This is a genomic window from Streptomyces sp. JNUCC 63, assembly GCF_054366325.1.
The window spans coordinates 2,515,552-2,533,322 of the sequence record NZ_CM135963.1; the positions used below are offsets into that span (position 1 = coordinate 2,515,552).

At 70.4% G+C, this 17,771-nt stretch carries 15 protein-coding genes and 1 pseudogene; 10 read left to right on the top strand and 6 right to left on the bottom strand.

What is annotated here, in order from left to right; translation table 11 throughout:
- Positions 1-175: 175 nt before the first annotated feature.
- From ACX25U_RS11245 to ACX25U_RS11265, 5 genes are all read left to right on the top strand, one after another.
- A complete protein-coding gene (locus tag ACX25U_RS11245; RefSeq protein WP_454391132.1) occupies positions 176-1,111 on the top strand; it encodes a cellulose-binding protein in 936 nt (311 codons plus the stop codon).
- A 97-nt stretch (positions 1,112-1,208) separates the two neighbouring features.
- The gene (locus ACX25U_RS11250; protein ID WP_454391134.1) at positions 1,209-2,186 is read left to right on the top strand and encodes an ABC transporter ATP-binding protein; all 978 of its coding nucleotides are present in this window, start codon (positions 1,209-1,211) and stop codon (positions 2,184-2,186) included.
- Positions 2,187-2,189: 3 nt separating this feature from the next.
- A complete protein-coding gene (locus ACX25U_RS11255) occupies positions 2,190-2,957 on the top strand; it encodes an ABC transporter permease (protein WP_454391136.1) in 768 nt (255 codons plus the stop codon).
- A 113-nt stretch (positions 2,958-3,070) separates the two neighbouring features.
- Positions 3,071-4,342 (top strand): ABC transporter ATP-binding protein, encoded by a 1,272-nt coding sequence (locus ACX25U_RS11260; protein WP_454391138.1) that lies wholly within the window; start codon positions 3,071-3,073, stop codon positions 4,340-4,342.
- On the top strand, positions 4,339-5,202 hold the full coding sequence (locus ACX25U_RS11265; RefSeq protein ID WP_454391140.1) for an ABC transporter permease: 864 nt from the start codon (positions 4,339-4,341) through the stop codon (positions 5,200-5,202). Before ACX25U_RS11260 ends, ACX25U_RS11265 begins: the two co-directional genes overlap by 4 nt.
- A gap of 11 nt (positions 5,203-5,213) precedes the next feature.
- Here the strand turns inward: ACX25U_RS11265 and ACX25U_RS11270 are convergent, their stop codons facing one another.
- On the bottom strand, positions 5,214-5,555 hold the full coding sequence (locus ACX25U_RS11270) for an ATP/GTP-binding protein (protein WP_454391142.1): 342 nt from the start codon (positions 5,553-5,555) through the stop codon (positions 5,214-5,216).
- 242 nt (positions 5,556-5,797) lie between these two features.
- On the opposite strand from ACX25U_RS11270, the gene ACX25U_RS11275 reads away from it, so the two are divergent.
- A complete protein-coding gene (locus tag ACX25U_RS11275) occupies positions 5,798-6,838 on the top strand; it encodes an LLM class flavin-dependent oxidoreductase (RefSeq protein WP_454391144.1) in 1,041 nt (346 codons plus the stop codon).
- 84 nt (positions 6,839-6,922) lie between these two features.
- Here the strand turns inward: ACX25U_RS11275 and ACX25U_RS11280 are convergent, their stop codons facing one another.
- Positions 6,923-7,315: an SCO5389 family protein gene (locus ACX25U_RS11280; RefSeq protein ID WP_111006621.1), complete on the bottom strand. Its 393-nt coding sequence runs from the start codon at positions 7,313-7,315 to the stop codon at positions 6,923-6,925.
- A 299-nt stretch (positions 7,316-7,614) separates the two neighbouring features.
- Here ACX25U_RS11280 and nucS point away from each other — a divergent pair, with 299 nt between their 5' ends.
- Entirely contained in the window at positions 7,615-8,286 is a 672-nt protein-coding gene (gene nucS / locus ACX25U_RS11285; RefSeq protein WP_454391146.1) for an endonuclease NucS, read from the top strand.
- Positions 8,287-8,341: 55 nt separating this feature from the next.
- Here the strand turns inward: nucS and ACX25U_RS11290 are convergent, their stop codons facing one another.
- From ACX25U_RS11290 to ACX25U_RS11300, 3 genes are all read right to left on the bottom strand, one after another.
- The gene (locus ACX25U_RS11290) at positions 8,342-11,014 is read right to left on the bottom strand and encodes an ATP-binding protein (RefSeq protein WP_454391148.1); all 2,673 of its coding nucleotides are present in this window, start codon (positions 11,012-11,014) and stop codon (positions 8,342-8,344) included.
- Between the two features lie 554 nt (positions 11,015-11,568).
- Positions 11,569-11,892 (bottom strand): STAS domain-containing protein, encoded by a 324-nt coding sequence (locus tag ACX25U_RS11295; RefSeq protein ID WP_454391150.1) that lies wholly within the window; start codon positions 11,890-11,892, stop codon positions 11,569-11,571.
- 144 nt (positions 11,893-12,036) lie between these two features.
- The gene (locus ACX25U_RS11300) at positions 12,037-12,885 is read right to left on the bottom strand and encodes a 3-hydroxyacyl-CoA dehydrogenase family protein (RefSeq protein ID WP_454391152.1); all 849 of its coding nucleotides are present in this window, start codon (positions 12,883-12,885) and stop codon (positions 12,037-12,039) included.
- Between the two features lie 467 nt (positions 12,886-13,352).
- On the opposite strand from ACX25U_RS11300, the gene ACX25U_RS11305 reads away from it, so the two are divergent.
- Entirely contained in the window at positions 13,353-13,925 is a 573-nt protein-coding gene (locus ACX25U_RS11305; protein ID WP_454391154.1) for a cob(I)yrinic acid a,c-diamide adenosyltransferase, read from the top strand.
- A 74-nt stretch (positions 13,926-13,999) separates the two neighbouring features.
- Here the strand turns inward: ACX25U_RS11305 and ACX25U_RS11310 are convergent, their stop codons facing one another.
- Positions 14,000-15,487: a peptidoglycan D,D-transpeptidase FtsI family protein gene (locus ACX25U_RS11310; protein ID WP_454391156.1), complete on the bottom strand. Its 1,488-nt coding sequence runs from the start codon at positions 15,485-15,487 to the stop codon at positions 14,000-14,002.
- Positions 15,488-15,686: 199 nt separating this feature from the next.
- On the opposite strand from ACX25U_RS11310, the pseudogene ACX25U_RS11315 reads away from it, so the two are divergent.
- Both ACX25U_RS11315 and ACX25U_RS11320 read left to right on the top strand, forming a co-directional pair.
- Positions 15,687-15,878, top strand: a pseudogene (locus ACX25U_RS11315) (response regulator transcription factor); the annotation flags it as partial.
- A 48-nt stretch (positions 15,879-15,926) separates the two neighbouring features.
- Entirely contained in the window at positions 15,927-17,756 is a 1,830-nt protein-coding gene (locus tag ACX25U_RS11320; protein ID WP_454391158.1) for a glycosyl hydrolase family 18 protein, read from the top strand.
- Positions 17,757-17,771 lie beyond the last annotated feature (15 nt).

Sequence of the window (17,771 nt, forward strand, 5' to 3'; positions counted from 1 at the left end):
GGCGGATTCCGGTCGTTCGGGAGGTTTTGGCCTGCTTCTTGGCAAGCCTTCCGGCGGTCAGCCACTCAAAAGAGGTGTCATTCTCCGGATCAAACACGTATCCGCTCGATGACACACCGCTTCGGCCCCTAGGATTCCACCTATCACCTCACCGGTCTCTTTCGACAGGAACCCCATGAGCGACACTTCCCCCTACGGCTTCGAGCTTGTGCGGCGTGGGTACGACCGCGCTCAGGTGGACGAACGTATCTCCAAGCTCGTCTCCGACCGTGACAGTGCTCTCGCCCGCATCACCGCCCTGGAGAAGCGCATCGAGGAGCTCCATCTCGAGACGCAGAACGCCCAGGCCCAGGTCAACGACGCCGAGCCGTCGTACGCGGGTCTCGGCGCGCGGGTCGAGAAGATCCTCCGCCTCGCCGAGGAGGAGGCCAAGGACCTGCGTGAGGAGGCCCGGCGCGCGGCCGAGCAGCACCGCGAACTGGCCGAGTCCGCGGCCCAGCAGGTCCGCAACGACGCCGAGTCCTTCGCCTCGGAGCGCAAGGCCAAGGCCGAGGACGAGGGCGTCCGGATCGTGGAGAAGGCCAAGGGCGAGGCCTCCCAGCTGCGTGCCGAGGCGCAGAAGGACGCGCAGTCCAAGCGGGAGGAGGCGGACGCCCTCTTCGAGGAGACCCGCGCCAAGGCCGCGCAGGCCGCCGCCGACTTCGAGACGAACCTCGCCAAGCGGCGTGAGCAGTCCGAGCGCGACCTGGCGTCCCGTCAGGCCAAGGCGGAGAAGCGGCTGGCGGAGATCGAGCACCGCGCCGAGCAGCTGCGCCTGGAGGCGGAGAAGCTGCGCACCGACGCCGAGCGCCGCGCCCGCCAGACGGTGGAGACCGCGCAGCGTCAGGCCGAGGACATCGTGGCCGACGCCAACGCCAAGGCGGACCGTATCCGTTCGGAGTCCGAGCGCGAGCTCGCGGCGCTGACCAACCGCCGCGACTCCATCAACGCCCAGCTGACGAACGTGCGCGAGATGCTGGCGACCCTCACCGGTGCCGCGGTGGCCGCCGCGGGCACGCCGGCCGAGGACGAGCCGATCTCCCGTGGGGTTCCGGCTCAGCAGTCCCGGTAACAGCTAGGTCACCGGGGCCCGGCAAATACGGATATGTCGCGAAGCTCTCCGCATTCAGGACTGGCGGAGAGCTTCGCGACTGTCTTAGCGTGGCCGCATGATCGAGCTTGAGGGGCTGACCAAGCGTTACGGGGACAAGGTGGCGGTCGACAACCTCACCTTCACCGTCCGGCCGGGCACCGTCACCGGCTTCCTCGGCCCCAACGGCGCCGGGAAGTCGACGACCATGCGGATGATCCTCGGCCTGGACCACCCCACCGCCGGGAACGTGCGCGTCGACGGCCGGCGTTACCAGGAACTCAAGGACCCGCTGACGTACATAGGCGCCCTGCTGGACGCCAAGGCCGTGCACGGCGGGCGCAGCGCCTACAACCACCTGCTGTGCCTGGCGCAGAGCAACGGCATCCCGGCCCACCGGGTGCACGAGGTCCTGGACACCGTCGGACTGACCCCGGTCGCCGGGAAGAAGGCGAAGGGCTTCTCGCTCGGCATGAGCCAGCGGCTCGGCATCGCCGCCGCGCTGCTCGGCGACCCGCGGATCCTGATGTTCGACGAGCCGGTCAACGGCCTCGACCCCGAGGGCATCCACTGGATCCGCGGTCTGATGAAGTCGCTCGCCGCCCAGGGCCGTACGGTGTTCGTCTCCTCACACCTGATGAGCGAGATGGCGCTGACGGCGGATCACCTCGTGGTCATCGGCCAGGGCCGGCTGCTCGCGGACACGTCCATGGCCGACTTCATCGAGCAGAACTCCCGGTCCTGTGTCCGGATTCGCACCCCGGAGCGCGAGCGGCTGCTCGACGTGCTGTCCACGGCCGGGATCACGGCCGTGGAGAAGGACGGCGGGCTGCTCGAGGTGGAAGGCGGCAAGGCGGAGCGCATCGGTGAGCTGGCCGCCCAGCACCGTGTCGTGCTGCACGAGCTGAGCAGCCGGCAGTCCTCGCTGGAGGAAGCGTTCATGCAGCTGACGGCCGGGTCGGTGGAGTACCACGCGCACACCGGGCAGGCCGGACAGGCCGAGCCCGCCGCGGTGCCCGCCCAGCCCGCGGTCGCGGACATGAAGAAGGAGAGCTGAGCCATGACGACCCAGGTCATCAGGTCCGAGTGGACCAAGATCCGGTCGGTGGCGTCCACCGTGTGGACACTGTCGCTGACCGCGGTCGTCACCATCGCGCTCGGCATGCTGGTCTCGGCCCTGACCAGGCACGAGTTCGACAACATGGGGAAGCAGGACCAACTCTCCTTCGACCCGACCTACATCAGCTTCGCCGGCATGGGGCTCGGCCAGCTGGCGATGATCGTGTTCGGTGTGCTGGTGGTGACCAACGAGTACAGCACCGGCATGATCCGCACCTCGCTGGCCGCCGTGCCGCGGCGCGGCGCCTTCCTGGCGAGCAAGGTGGCGGTGGCGACCGCGCTGGCGCTCGTGGTCGGCATGGTCACCAGCTTCGCCGCGTTCTTCCTCGGGCAGGCGCTGCTCGGCTCGCTGAGCACCTCGATCGGCGAGGAGGGCGTACTGCGGGCGGTGATCGGCGGCGGCCTGTACATGGCGCTGATCGCGATGTTCTCCATGGGCGTCGCCATGATGCTGCGCTCGCCGATGCTGTCGCTGGGCATCCTGATGCCGTTCTTCTTCCTGGTCTCCAACATCCTCGGCGTCGTCCCGGCGACGAAGAAGTTCGGCCGGTTCCTGCCCGACCAGGCCGGCAGCCACGTCATGCAGGTGGTCACCCCGGTCGGCGACGACACGCCCTACGGCCCCTGGGGCGGCCTCGGGATCATGGCGCTGTGGGTGATCGCGGCGCTCGCCGGCGGTTACCTGCTGCTGCGGAAGCGGGACGCCTGACGGCCGGGAACTTTTACTTTCTTTTGGGTGGAACCGTCAGCGCCCGGTTATCCTCCTAACCCTTACGGGGGGCGTGTGCCCCGCTGACCTGAATCTTTCGATGGGTGCGGAGCATGATCGAGGCAGTCGGCCTGACCAAGCGCTACGGCGACAAGACCGCCGTGGACGGCCTTTCCTTCCAGGTGCGACCGGGCGCCGTCACCGGCTTCCTGGGACCGAACGGCTCGGGCAAGTCGACGACCATGCGGATGGTCCTGGGTCTGGACAATCCCACCGCGGGGACGGTGACGATCGGCGGCTATCCGTACCGCAGGCTGCCGAACGCGCCCCGTCAGGTCGGCGCCCTGCTGGACGCCAAGGCCGTGCACGGCGGCCGGAGCGCGCGCAACCACCTGCTGTGCCTGGCCCAGCTCTCCGGCATCCCGGCCCGCCGCGTGGACGAGGTGCTGGGCGTGGTCGGGCTGCACGAGGTGGCGAAGAAGCGGTCCAAGGGCTTCTCCCTCGGCATGGGCCAGCGGCTCGGCATCGCCGCCGCGCTGCTGGGCGACCCGCAGGTGCTGCTGTTCGACGAGCCGGTGAACGGTCTCGACCCCGAGGGCATCCTCTGGGTGCGCAATCTGATGAAGTCGCTGGCGGCGGAGGGGCGGACCGTGTTCGTCTCCAGTCATCTCATGAGCGAGATGGCGCTCACCGCCGACCACCTGATCGTCATCGGGCGTGGGCGGCTGCTCGCCGACATGAGTGTGAAGGACTTCATCGCCGCGAACTCCGCGGGCTTCGCCCGGGTCCGTACGCCCGACACCGAGCCACAGCAGCGGGAGAAGCTGACGTCCGCGCTGACGGAGGCGGGCGGGCACGTGCTGCCCGAGCAGGACGGCGCGCTGCGGGTGACGGGGCTGCCGCTGCACCGCATCAGCGACCTCGCGCACGAGGCGGACGTACGTCTGTGGGAGCTCTCCCCGCACCAGGCCTCGCTGGAGGAGGCGTACATGCGGATGACCCAGGCGGCCGTCGACTACCGCTCGACCACCGACCAGAAGGCCGGCCTGATGCAGCCCCTGCCGCCCGGCGCCGTGCCGCCCATGCCGGTCCCCGGCCAGGGCCAGCCCGGCTGGTACGCCCCACCGCCGCCCCAGCAGGGCGGCCAACCGTCCGCCCCGGGCACGCACCCGAACCCGTACGCACAGGGCACGCCCCAAACCCCGCAGATGCCCGACCAGCCCGGCACCGCGCCGCACGGACCGGCGCCCACACCGGCCGTGCCCCCTGCCGCCCCGGCCCAGCAGCCGGGCCCGGCGGCCCCCGCGCCGCAGGCCGCCGCCGCGGCCGAGCAGCCGGTCGCCGCGCCCGCCCCCGCCGCCACCGAGCCCGAGGACGCCCGATGAGTACGCCGCAGACTCCGATGCCGCAGGCTGTGCCGCCCGCCTGGGAGAACGGTTACACCTCGCCGATCCCCGTGGTGCGTACGCACTTCGGGCACGCCCTCGCCTCGGAGTGGACGAAGATCAGGTCGGTGCGGTCCACGATGTGGACGCTCGGTGTGTATGTGCTGCTCGTGCTCGGGCTCGGACTGCTGTTCGGACTGATCATCGCCAACTCGTCCCCGGAGTTCCAGAGCGGCGAGAACCCGCTGGCGCTGGGCTTCTTCGGGCTGCTGATCGGCAGCGTCTGCGTCATCACGCTCGGCGTGCTGACCACGGCCTCGGAGTACGGCACCGGCATGGTCCGCACCACGATGACGGCGTGCCCGAGCCGTACGCGGGTGCTCGCGGCGAAGGCCGCGGTGTTCTTCCTCGTCGCGTTCGCGGTCACCCTGTTCTCCGCCGGGGTGGTCGCCCTGACACAGACGTCCCTGCTCGACGGCAGCGGCGCCCGGCAGCCGACCGGCGCGGAGTGGTTCAAGGGCACGGTCGGCGTCAGCCTCTACATGGCCCTGCTCGGCCTGCTCTCGCTGGCGATGGGCACGATCCTGCGGCACTCGGCGGGTGCCATCACCATCATGATCGGCGTGGTGCTCGCACCGCTGGTGATCGCGGCGTTCATGTACGCGCAGTCGCTGGAGAAGGTGCAGGAGGTCCTGTTCAACTACTCGATCCCCAGCCAGCTGGCCGTCTTCTACTCCAACTCCGGCGGCTCCCTCAGCGGCTCCGGCCCGTCCGGCTGGGATCCGCTGTGGATCATCCTGGGCGTGACGGCCGTCGCGTTCGCCGGCGCCTGCGCGCTGCTGCAGAAGCGGGACGTCTGACCGCCGACCGTCTAGAACCGCGGCGCGTTACGGGACCGCTGCACCCGCGTGGTGCGGCGGTCCTTCGCGTTCCAGCACGCCTTGTGCCAGTGCCGGCGGTCGTCCACGCCCGCGTACTGCGGCCAGGTCACCACGTGCGGGACGCCTGAGGGGATCACCTGGTCGCACCCCGGGCAGCGGTACGTCTTGCCCCGGGCACTCGCGCCCGCGACATGGCGCACGCTCCAGTCCTCGCCCTGCCAGCTCTCGGTGGACTGCCAACCGCCGTAGCGGCCCGCGGAATCGTCCTCGGCGCTCCGTCCGGACGAGGCGGCGCCTCTTCCACCCTTGGGTCGGTTGCGACGCGGGGACACGGAACACCTCACGGAACTGTACGGAAATATGGGCCTCCTCCAGCCTACGCGCCACCGCCACGGGTAGGCGTACGGAACCAACCCCCACAAGTCCCCCTCCGGCGCCACCCATTGCGACCCGCCGCGACCCGTTCCGCAGACAATCCGCAAATCTCTTCGCCAGGCCGTGACTTCGGCACGTGTCGCGCGGTTATGCCCGGTGGGGGAGCTCCGTGTCGGAGCCGAGGAAGCAGGAAAGAGCAATGCGCGTAGGAAGTTTCGTTCTGGCGGCCCAGTTCCCGGGGCAGGGCCAGGGGGAGGCGCTGCACCGGGCGGTCCGCTCCGCCGAGGTCGCCGAGGAGGCCGGGCTGGACGCGGTCTGGCTGGCCGAACACCACTTCGTGCCGTACGGGACGTGCCCGTCGGCGATCACCCTGGCCGCGCTGCTGCTCGGCCGTACCCGCCGTCTGAAGGTGGGTACGGCGGTCAGCGTACTGGCCAACGCCCACCCGGTCGCGCTCGGCGAGCAGGCCGCGCTGCTGCACGTGACGAGCGGCGGGCGGTTCTCGCTGGGGGTGGGGCGCGGCGGGCCCTGGGTGGACCTGGAGGTGTTCGGCACGGGGCTGGAGGCGTACGAGAAGGGGTTCCCGGAGTCGCTGGACCTGTTGCTGCGCTGGCTGCGCGAGCCCTCGGTGTCGGCCTCGGGGGAACGATTCACCTTCCGTGAGGTCCCTGTCGTACCGCGTCCGTCGGAGGTGCTGACGGAGACTCCGGCGGAGGCGGAGGGCCCCGAGGTCGTCGTCGCCTGCACCTCCCCGGCGAGCGTCCGGCTGGCCGCCGAGCACGGGCTGCCGATGCTGCTGGGGATGCACGTCGGGGACGAGGAGAAGACCGAGATGGTCGCCCTGTGGCAGCGGTGTGCGCGGGCGGCGGGCCGGCCGGGCGAGGAGATCCGGGGCGCCGCCCATGTCTCGGCGGGCGTCTGCCAGATCGCGGACCGGCGCACGGACGCGGTGGAGACGCTGCTGAAGGCGATGCCGGGATGGCTGAAACAAGGCCTGGACGCCCATGTCACCGTGGACGGCCGGACCCGCCGGATGCGCGATCCGCTGGAGTACACCGAACTGCTCTGCGGCCTGCACCCGGTGGGCACCCCGCGGCTGTGCGCCGACCGGCTCGCGGCGACCTCCGAGCGGACCGGCATCTCCCGCTTCGCCCTGCTCGTGGAGGGCTCGGGCGACCTGGCGGCGACGGAGGAGAACGTACGACGGCTGGGTGCCGAGGTACTGCCCCACCTCCGTTGAGCGGGAGCGCCTCGCGGGTGGCTTGCCGCCCCTGTACTCCATGCACCTCCCACGGGCGGAGCGGCAAGCGAGCGACTCACGGCGTCAACAGTCCCGCAGCTCCGGAGACTGGTTGAGCAGTTGGTTGCGCACCGAGGTGAACCGGGCGAGCGTCTCGTCGACCGAGGCGTCCAGCGGGAACACCGCCACCCGGTGGCAGTTCTGGAAGGCCAGCCGCACACCGAAGTGCCGCTGCAGCGCACCGCGTATGGCGTCACTCGCGAGCGCACGCAGCAGCTGACCGCGTGCCTGCTCGTCCGGCGGGGGCGTCTGGTTGTCGGCGAACTGGCCGCCGTCCACCTTCAGCTGGGCCACCAGGGAGCTGATCATCTCCCATGCGTAGGGCAGGGAGGTCCGGACGCAGTCGACGAAGGCAGCTTCGTCGACCTCGCCTCGCTCGGCCTGTTCGAGTAGGGCCGGTGAGACGTCGAGCGACATGGGTTCTCCTCTCGCACCCCCGAGACAGCAGGGGTTGCCTGACAGATATGGGGTTCGCGATACCGGACACGGTGAGTACACGGACCGCGACCTCCCGTTCACTACGGTAGGCACAAGAATGGAGGCCCACCAGGAGAATGCACGTACAGGTCGGTCGAGTTGGGCACACAATCGGCCATGAGTGAACACGGGTTATCAAGGTAGAAAAGGGACGGTCCACAGGGAACGGGGCGGGCAGCCGGCAGACCCCTCCCGGGCGAATCGCGCGCACCGTCGTGCGTCGAGTAGCGTTGCCGACCATGCGTCTCGTCATTGCCCGATGCTCCGTCGACTACGTGGGCCGGCTCACCGCCCATCTGCCGTCAGCGCCCCGTCTGATCCTGGTCAAGGCGGACGGCAGCGTCTCGATCCACGCGGACGACCGCGCCTACAAGCCGCTGAACTGGATGTCGCCGCCGTGCACGCTGAAGGAGGGCACGGGAGAGGAGGCGGGCGTCTGGACGGTCGTCAACAAGGCGGGCGAGAAGCTCATCATCACGATGGAGGAGATCCTCCACGACTCCTCGCACGAACTCGGCGTGGATCCGGGGCTGATCAAGGACGGCGTGGAAGCGCACCTCCAGGAGCTGCTCGCCGACCGCATCGAGACGCTCGGCGAGGGCTACACGCTGATCCGCCGCGAGTACATGACGGCCATCGGCCCGGTCGACATCCTGTGCCGGGACGCCGACGGGCGGACGGTCGCGGTCGAGATCAAGCGGCGCGGCGAGATCGACGGCGTGGAACAGCTCACCCGCTACCTGGAGCTGCTGAACCGCGACCCCCACCTCGCCCCGGTCCGCGGCATCTTCGCCGCCCAGGAGATCAAGCCCCAGGCCCGAGTCCTCGCCACCGACCGCGGCATCGGCTGCCAGGTCCTGGACTACGACGCGCTCCGAGGCATCGAGGACGACAAGCTGCGGCTGTTCTGAGGCACGTGCCGGTTCTCCGCCGCAGCAGCCGAGCGCCGCTGCGGCGGAGAACCGGTCAGATCACCGCGTCGGAACCGCCGGAACCGCTCGACGAACTCGCGTCGCCGTTCGTCGGGGCGCTTGCCGGACTGCTGGACGTGGCCGGGGCGCTCGCCGAGGTGCTGGAGGCCGGCGACGAGGGGCCCCCCGTCGTTTCGCCGGTCGTCCCGCCGTCGCTGCCGCCGGTGGCCCCGCCGTCACTGCCGCCGGTGGCTCCGCCGTCGGTGCCGCCCGTGGACCCACCGGTGCTCCCACCGGTCGTGCCGCCCGTCGGGCCCCCGGTGCTCCCACCGGTGGAACCTCCTGTGGAACCCCCGGTGGAACCTCCTGTGCTCCCACCGGTCGTGCCGCCCGTGGACCCACCGGTGCTCCCGCCGGTCGTGCCGCCGCCCGACGAGCTGGACGACCCCGACGGCTTGGGCGACTTGGACGAGGACCCCGAGGGCTTGCCCTTGCCGGACGGCCTGACGCTCTCCGACGGCTCGGCGTTCCCCGGCGACGTCGGGTCGTCGGACGTGCCGTAGGTGCCGTCGGGGCCCGGGTTCGTCGGGCGGCTGGTGGCCGTGCCGGTGTCGCCGATGCCGGTGTCGTCCTGGTTCGGCGTGTCGGCGTCCAGGGTGCCGTCGTCCGTGTCCTGGCCGGCGGACGGGTTGACGCCGACCTTGTCGGAGGGGGTGTTGGCGTCGTTGTGGGAGGTGGCGCCGAGTGTCACCACCGTGCCGAGGACGGCGGCGAGCAGCGCGCCCGCGCCGGCCGCCACGAGGTTGCGCCGGGCCAGGCCCCTGAAGCCGACGCGGTGCTCGGCCGGGGCGCCCGAGCCCAGGACCGTGGCGGGGACACCGCTGGGCGGCTGGAGCGCCGGGAAGGGTGCGGGGACTCCGCCCGGCGGAGACGCCGACTCCTCGGTGCGGGCGTCCGGCACCTCCTCCCCCGCCATCGCCCCGAGGCCCGCCACGACCGCGTCGCCCGGCGCCGTACCGGAGCGGTCGGCGACCAGGGCGAGGGCGCGGCGCCCGGCGACGGTGCCGCGCTTGTCGGCGAGCGCGCCGCGCAGCCCGATGGAGGTCTCCAGCTCGGCGCGGGCCCGGTCCAACCGGCCGCCGCAGAGCGCGAGGATACCCAACTCGTGGTGGAAGTAGGCCTGTTCGCTCACGTCTCCGGCGAGCCGGGAGGCCTCGGCACCGAACCGCAGCGCCCGCTCCCAGGCGTTCCAGTCGAGCCCCGCGGCGAACGCGGGCGCGGCCGTGCGGGCGAGCTGTACGGCGGGGCTCTCCTCGTCCTCGCCGACCGGCGTGGTCCCCTGCACCAGCACCGCCAGCGCGGCGAGCACGGCGTCCGCCTCGGCGCACACCCGCTCGGGCGTGACCGAGGGGTGCCCGGCCCACCAGGCGTAGTGCTGGGCGGCGGTGAGGGCCCGGGCCGCGGCGTCCTCGCCGTAGCCGGCGGCCTCCAGCTGGGTCAGCACCCCGGCGGCGAGCCGGTAGCGGGAGCCGACCGGGGAGACCAGGCCGCAGCTCGCCAGCTCGCCGAGCGCGGCGTCCGCGTGGGTGTCGCCGACCAGCGCGGGCAGGTGCGCCTGGTGGGGCACCTCGCCGCCGAGCGCGACGGCGAACCGCAGGGTGTCACGCGCGGACGCGCTCAGCCGGGACGCGAGCAGCGGCGCGGGCGCGGCCGCCTCACCCAGCGACGGCAGGGGTACGTCGTCGCCGGCGCCCCCGTCGAGGGGGGCGTCCGCGGGCGGCGCGTCCTCGAAGACGCCGAACTCGTCGACCACGCTGGTGCTGGCCCGCAACTGGTCGTGCTGGTTCAGCAGGGCCCCGGCCTGGACGAAGCGCAGGGGCAGGCCCTCCGACTCGAACCAGAGGTCGCCGGCCCAGTTGGACTCCTCCTCGGTGAGCACCCGGCCGACGCCGCGCTCGATGAGCTCCACCCCGCCGGCCCGGTCCAGCCCGCTGAGGGCGACCTCCTCGACGGCGGACTCGGCGGACGGCGCGGGCACGTCCGGGGCGGCGCCGACCAGGAAGGCGCACTCGGGGGTGGCCTCCAGCAGCCCGTCCAGCGCGCTGCCGCCGAACTCGATGTCGTCCACGACGACGACCGCGCCGATCTCACGGACGTATGCGCGCAGTTCGTCCTCGTCGGGCCGGTGCTCGGGCGCGCTGTGGACGGCGCGGAAGAGGTCGTACAGCAGGTCGCTCGCGCCGCGGCGGAAGCCGGTGAGGCGGACGACGCCGTCGGGGGCGAGGTCCGAGCAGTCGTCGGCGACGAGGTCGAGCAGGCTGGTGCGGCCGGAGCCGCCCGGCCCGGTCAGGCGTACGGAGCGGCCGCGGGCGAGCAGCCGTACCAGCTGCTCGCGCTCGTCCTGGCGCTCCAGGAGCGGCTGCGTGGAGGGTGTCAGGCCCGGCGGGACGGGCGGCTCGGCCGCGGCTTCGATCTCGGCGCGCTCGGCCTCGGTGTACTTCCGCGGCCGCTCGGGGCGCTCTCCGGGCGGGCAGGCCTCGATCTCGCTGCCGTCGACGGGGTTGACGGTGAGCAGGAAGTCGCCCGTGACGAGCCGCACCGTGCGGGCCAGTGCGGGCGCGTGCGGCGTGAAGTCCGGTGTGAGGGATTCCCTGGGCGGGCGCTGACGCGGCGCGTGGCCGTCGCTGTCATGGCCCATGTCCTCGGGTTCCCGGGTGTTCGGGTCCATAGGTTCCAAGCCCCCCAAAAGCGTCGTGTGCCGACCGTGGCCGGCCCCTCCCGGCCTTGTCGCTCACCGCGCTGTCGCTTCTGGTCCGGGCCCGCTCGAGGGTTTCTGGGCAGCGGGCGACCGAACCCTAAACCTTCGCACAGTATCTACGACAGCCCGGGGTACCGCGCCGTCCGAGACGTCACAGTCTCATGAGGATTGCGCGCGACGTGCGGTTCGCCGATCTGCGTCCGGGTCTCCCGCGTCGCCGGGTTCACACCCGTACGGGGCCGGGGCCCTGGGGCCTGTCCGGCGGATCAAGTCGCAGGAGACCGGCGGTCGGCTATAGGCCCAGGTGAGCGGAGGCGATGGGGGTCCCCCTGCTCCTCAAGAGCTTGGGGGAGCGTACAGCCGCAAGGCGGAGGAGGGCGTCGACGCGATGGGGGTCCCCCTGCTCGAAGAGCTCGGGGGAGTCGGCAACCGACGACAACGCCGCTGGGGGTCCCCCCTGCTCGGAGAGCTCGGGGGAGTGCGTGCCGGACCCCGCGTCTGCGGCATGATCCGCCGGACAGGCCCTAGACGCGGGGCAGGGACTCGAGTCCGATGCCGCCCTCGATGGCGAGGATGCGGTGCAGCCGGGTGGCCACCAGCAGGCGCTGCATCTGCGGCGGTACGCCGCGCAGCACCAGCCGCCGGCCGCAGCGGCCGGCCCGCCGGTGGGCACCCATGATCACGCCGAGGCCGGTGGCGTCCCAGGAGTCGAGCTCGGACAGGTCGAGCACCAGGTCGCCGACGCCGTCGTCGACGGCCGAGTGCAGGACCGTACGGGCGTCCGCCGCGCTGCGAACGTCGAGGCGGCCCCCGACGACCAGCTCGGCGTGGTCGCCCCTGATGTGCATATGCGCTCCCCGTGAATGCGGTGGCGTACTCCGTGACGGTGGTGTGCAACGTCTGACTGCTTCTGCGGCAGTACGGTTGCTGGTTGTAAGCGAACCGATACCGAATTCACCCTGAAGGGTGACCCCAGTGACCCCGGTGCGGTTTCAGTGCTTGTAGAAGCCCTGCCCGCTCTTACGCCCGATGTCACCGGCGTCAACCATCCGGCGCATCAGCTCGGGCGGGGCGAACTTCTCGTCCTGGGTCTCGGTGTAGATGTTGCTGGTGGCGTGCAGCAGGATGTCGACGCCGGTCAGGTCGGCGGTGGCCAGCGGACCCATGGCATGACCGAAGCCCAGCCTGCAGGCGAGGTCGATGTCCTCGGCGGTGGCGACGCCCGACTCGTACAGCTTGGTCGCCTCCACGACGAGGGCGGAGATCAGGCGGGTGGTCACGAAGCCGGCCACGTCACGGTTGACGACGATGCAGGTCTTGCCGACCGCTTCGGCGAACTCGCGGGCCCTGGCGAGCGTTTGGTCGCTCGTCTTGTAGCCGCGGACGAGTTCGACGAGCTGCATCATCGGCACCGGCGAGAAGAAGTGCACGCCGACGACCCGCTCGGGACGCTCCGTCACAGCCGCGATCTTGGTGATCGGGATGGCGGAGGTGTTGGAGGCGAGCACGGTGTCCTCGCGGACGAGTTTGTCGAGCGTACGGAAGATCTCGTGCTTGACCTCGAGCTTCTCGAAGACGGCCTCGACCACGACGTCCGCGTCGGCGGCCGCGTCCAGGTCGGTGGTGGCGGTGATCCGGGCGAGGGCGGCCTCGGCATCGTGCGCCTCCATCCTGCCCTTGTCGACGAACTTGTCGTACGAGGCCTTGATGCCGTCGGTACCACGCTTCAGCGCCTCGTCGGTGACGTCCCGCAGAACGACGTCCCAGCCCGCCTGCGCGGAGACCTGAGCGATGCCGGACCCCATGAGGCCGGCCCCGATGACGGCGAGCTTCCGTGCCACTGACGACTCCCCTTCGAAACGACCGCGAGCGCTTGCCCGCGCATGACTCCAGGGCGGACACTAGCGCTCGCGCGCCCCCTTGAGGACCGTAAGTAATGCGTGTCACTGTCTCAGGGGGTGAGACACCCATCACGTCTCAAATGACGGACTCGGCGATCTTCCCAGCGGCTGAACCGGAGGGATTCCGACCACAACGGCCGGAGTGCCAATTCCTTGCGGATTCACGCTGGTTGGCGCTTCACAGACCGGCCGCGACGCCGAGGTCTCCACGCCCTGCGACCCGCATGTCCGCAGGCCAGTGTCTTCTTCGCCCCACGATGTCGGCATGTTCGCGATGACCACAGGTGACGCATACGAACCCCACCCGGCCCTCGCGATTGTCCGAATGCACACACCAGGACACGGGTACGAGCCGAGAACGTGCGCCCGAGAGCCGCATTCATCGAAGGAGCGTCTAGATTGGCCGCATGGTCAATCTGACGCGCATCTACACCAGGACCGGAGACAAGGGCACCACCGCCCTCGGGGACATGAGCCGGGTCGCCAAGACCGATCTGCGGATCTCGGCGTACGCCGACGCCAATGAGGCGAACGCGGTGATCGGTGCGGCGATCGCGCTGGGCGGGCTCGACGCGGAGATCGTCAAGGTCCTCACCCGTGTGCAGAACGACCTGTTCGACGTGGGGGCGGACCTGTCCACCCCGGTGGTGGAGAACCCGGAGTTCCCGCCGCTGCGGGTGGAGCAGTTCTACATCGACCGCCTGGAGGCGGACTGCGACCGCTTCAACGCCGAACTGGACAAGCTCCGCTCCTTCATCCTCCCCGGCGGCACCCCGGGCGCGGCCCTGCTCCACCAGGCCTGCACGGTGGTCCGCCGCGCCGAGCGGTCCACCTGGGCCGCCCTGGAGGTGCACGGCGACACGATGAACCCGCTCACCGCCACCTACCTCAACCGCCTGTCCGACCTGCTGTTCATCCTGGCGCGCACGGCGAACAAGGAGACCGGGGACGTGCTGTGGGTTCCGGGCGGCGACCGCTGAGCACGGCTTCCCGCTGGGCGCGGGCATGTACCACAGCACGTACCGGGTGATGGTGGTGGCCGGGTTTCTCGGCCTCATCGCTGGAGGACCGCCTGCATGACGCTGCGCGCGATGGGCGCTCCGAGACTGCCTCCGGAGATGTCCTTGCGTGAGATGTTCATGTCGGTCGGGTCGATGAAGACGGCTACGGCGACGGAGGACCCGTCCTGTGCCTTTCCGTAGGAGACGAACCAGCCGTACGGCACCTGCTCGCCCACGTCGACGCCACGCTGTGCGGTGCCTGTCTTGCCGCCGACCGTGACGCCGTCGATCTGTGCGCGGCGGGCGCTGCCTTCCTTGGCGGTGAACTCCATCATCCGCTGCACCTTTTGAGCGGTGGTGGCGGAGACCGCCTGACTCATCACCGCGGGCTCGGTCTTGTGCAGGGTGCTGAGGTCCGGGCCGCGGACTTCGTCGACGATGTAGGGCTGCATCAGTTTTCCGTCGTTGGCCAGCGCGGCGGTGACCATGGCCATCTGCATGGGTGTGCTGGTGAGGCTGCCCTGCCCCATGCCGGTCAGCGCGGTACCCGGCTTGTCCAGGTCCTCCGGGTAGAGGCTCCCGGTGGCGAGCAGGTCGCCGAAATCGTCCGAGTAGACGTCGTCGTTGAAGCCGAACTTCTCGGCCGTCTCCCGCAGCCTGTCCTGCCCCAGTTCAGCCGCGGCATCGAGGAAGACGTTGTTGCACGAGTACTGCATCGCGGTCTTCATCGACGCCTTGCTGCAGACCGCATCGCCGGCCTCACTGCCGATCCTGTTGGTGGACTGCGGCAGGGGGTAAGGAGAGATGGCGTTCGTCGGTGCGTCGATGTCAGTGACGATCCCGTGCTCCAGCGCCGCCGCCGCGGTGAGGATCTTGAAGGTGGAACCCGGAGGATAGGTCTCACGCAGAGCCCGGTTGGCCAGCGGCTTGCGCTTGTCCTTGTCGAGCGCGACGAACCTGTCGGACTCCTTGAACGTGTTGCCCGCGAACACTGACGGATCGTAGGAAGGCGCCGACACCAGGGCCAGGACCTTCCCCGTCCCGGGCTCCAGGGCGACCACGGCCCCCCGCGCGCCCTTCAGTTCGGTCAGCCCGTCGTAGGCGGCCTTCTGCGCCTTCGGGTCGATGGTCGTGACCACCGAACCAGGACGCCGGCCATTGCCGGTGACCACGTCGGCGAACCGCTGGAAGGCCAGCCGGTCGTCCTTCCCGGTCAGGATGCTGTCGTACGTCCGCTCCAGCAGCGTCATGCCGTGTGCCTGCGAGGCATACCCCGTCACGGGTGCGTACATGGGCCCGTTCACGTACATCCGCTTGTACTTGAGGTCGGTGCTCGACGCCTCGGTGGAGCCGGTGATGGCCCTCCCGCCCACGATGATGTCCCCGCGGGGAGCGGCGAACCGCTCGATCTGGACCCGCCGGTTCTTCTGGTCGGTGGCGAGTTCCGGGGCTTGAAAGTACTGCAGCCAGTTCGCACGCAGCAGCAGGCTGAGCATCAGTAGCCCGCAGAAGATCGCCACAGCCCTCAGCGGCTTGTTCACCGACGTCCTCCGCCGGCGCACGGAAGCTCAGCGGCCTTGACTGCCAGGCCATTGGGTGTGCTGGGTCCGACGGATATGGAGATGTGTCCTGGCACCATGTGAACACCCTAGATGACCAGGGAGCGCCCTCCCCGCCACGGCAGATGTACCTGCCGGAGTCGCGTCATTCTCGTGTCGAGGACGGTCTGACGGCTCCGCCCGGCCGGACCTGGCGGAGGGGACCGTGAAGACCCACGTCAGCCGGCTGCTGGGCAAGCTGGGACTGCGCAGCCGGGTGCAAGCGGCGGTACCGGCACAGGAGCTGGGGATCCGGTACTCCGTTGAACCACAGTGGTCCAGACCTATTGACCTCTGGTCCAGACCTTTCTATTCTCGCGGCACTTGGGCGTGATGGCTCAGTCATGCCCACTTCAACAACCCCCGAAAAGGGAGGCGCGGTATGCGCTTCAGACACAGAGCCGCGGCCGGGTTCGCGACCCTGCTGCTCCCCCTGACCGGACTGGTCGGTCTCGCGAGCCCCGCCCAGGCCGCGACATCCGCCACCGCCACCTACGCCAAGACCCAGGACTGGGGCTCCGGGTTCGAGGGCAAGTGGACGGTGACCAACTCCGGCACCACGGCGATCAGCTCGTGGACGATCGAGTGGGACTTCCCCTCCGGCACGTCCGTCACCTCCGCCTGGGACGCGGACGTCACGTCCTCCGGCACGCACTGGACCGCCAAGAACAAGTCCTACAACGGCACCCTCGCCCCGGGTGCCTCCGTCTCCTTCGGCTTCAACGGCGCCGGCTCCGGCTCGCCGAGCAACTGCAAGCTCAACGGCGGAAGTTGTGACGGCGGCGGCACCGTCCCCGGCGACAACCCGCCCTCCGCGCCGGGCACCCCGACCGCCTCCAACATCACCGACACCTCGGTGAGGCTCAGCTGGAGCGCGGCCACCGACGACAAGGGCGTCAAGAACTACGACGTGCTGCGCGACGGCAGGACGGTCGCGACGGTGACGACGACCTCGTACACCGACACCGGTCTGACCGCCGGCACCGACTACTCCTACAGCGTCCAGGCCCGGGACACGGCGGGCCAGACCGGCCCGGTCAGCGGATCGGTCGCCGTGCGCACCACCGGCGGCGGTGGCGGCACTCCCCCGCCCCCCGGCAACAAGATCCGGCTCGGCTACTTCACCGAGTGGGGCATCTACGGCCGCAACTACAACGTCAAGAACATCGTGACCTCCGGCTCCGCGTCGAAGATCACGCACATCAACTACGCCTTCGGCAACGTCACCGGCGGCAAGTGCGCGATCGGCGACTCCTACGCCGACTACGACAAGGCGTTCACCGCCGACCAGTCCGTCAGCGGCGTCGCCGACACCTGGGACCAGCCGCTGCGCGGCAACTTCAACCAGCTGCGCCAGCTGAAGGCCAAGTACCCGAACATCAAGGTGCTGTGGTCCTTCGGCGGCTGGACCTGGTCCGGCGGCTTCGCGGACGCGGCCAAGAACCCGGCGGCCTTCGCCCAGTCCTGCTACGACCTGGTGAACGACCCGCGCTGGGCCGGCGTGTTCGACGGCATCGACATCGACTGGGAGTACCCCAACGCCTGCGGTCTGACCTGTGACACCAGCGGGGCGGCGGCCATCAAGAACGTGGCGGCCGCGCTGCGCGCCAAATTCGGCAGCAAGGCCCTGGTCACCGCGGCCGTCTCCGCCGACGGCACCTCCGGCGGCAAGGTCGACGCGGCCGACTACGGCGGTGCGGCCCAGTACCTCGACTGGTACAACGTGATGACGTACGACTTCTTCGGCGCCTGGGACGCGCAGGGTCCCACGGCCCCGCACTCCCCGCTCACCTCGTACAACGGCATCCCGAAGGCCGGCTACACCACGGCCGACGCGATCGCCAAGTACCGGGCCAAGGGCGTCCCCGCGAGCAAGCTGCTCGTCGGCATCGGCCTGTACGGCCGCGGCTGGACCGGCGTCACCCAGGCCGCCCCGGGCGGCACGGCCACGGGCCCGGCGGCGGGTACGTACGAGCAGGGCATCGAGGACTACAAGGTCCTCAAGAACACCTGCCCGGCCACCGGCACCGTCGCGGGCACGGCCTACGCCAAGTGCGGCAACAACTGGTGGTCCTACGACACCCCGGCCACCATCGGCACCAAGATGAACTGGGCCAAGACCCAGGGCCTGGGCGGCGCCTTCTTCTGGGAGTTCAGCGGCGACACCAGCAACGGTGAGCTGGTCGGCGCCATCAACAGCGGTCTGTCGTAACAGCTGCCCGCGTCC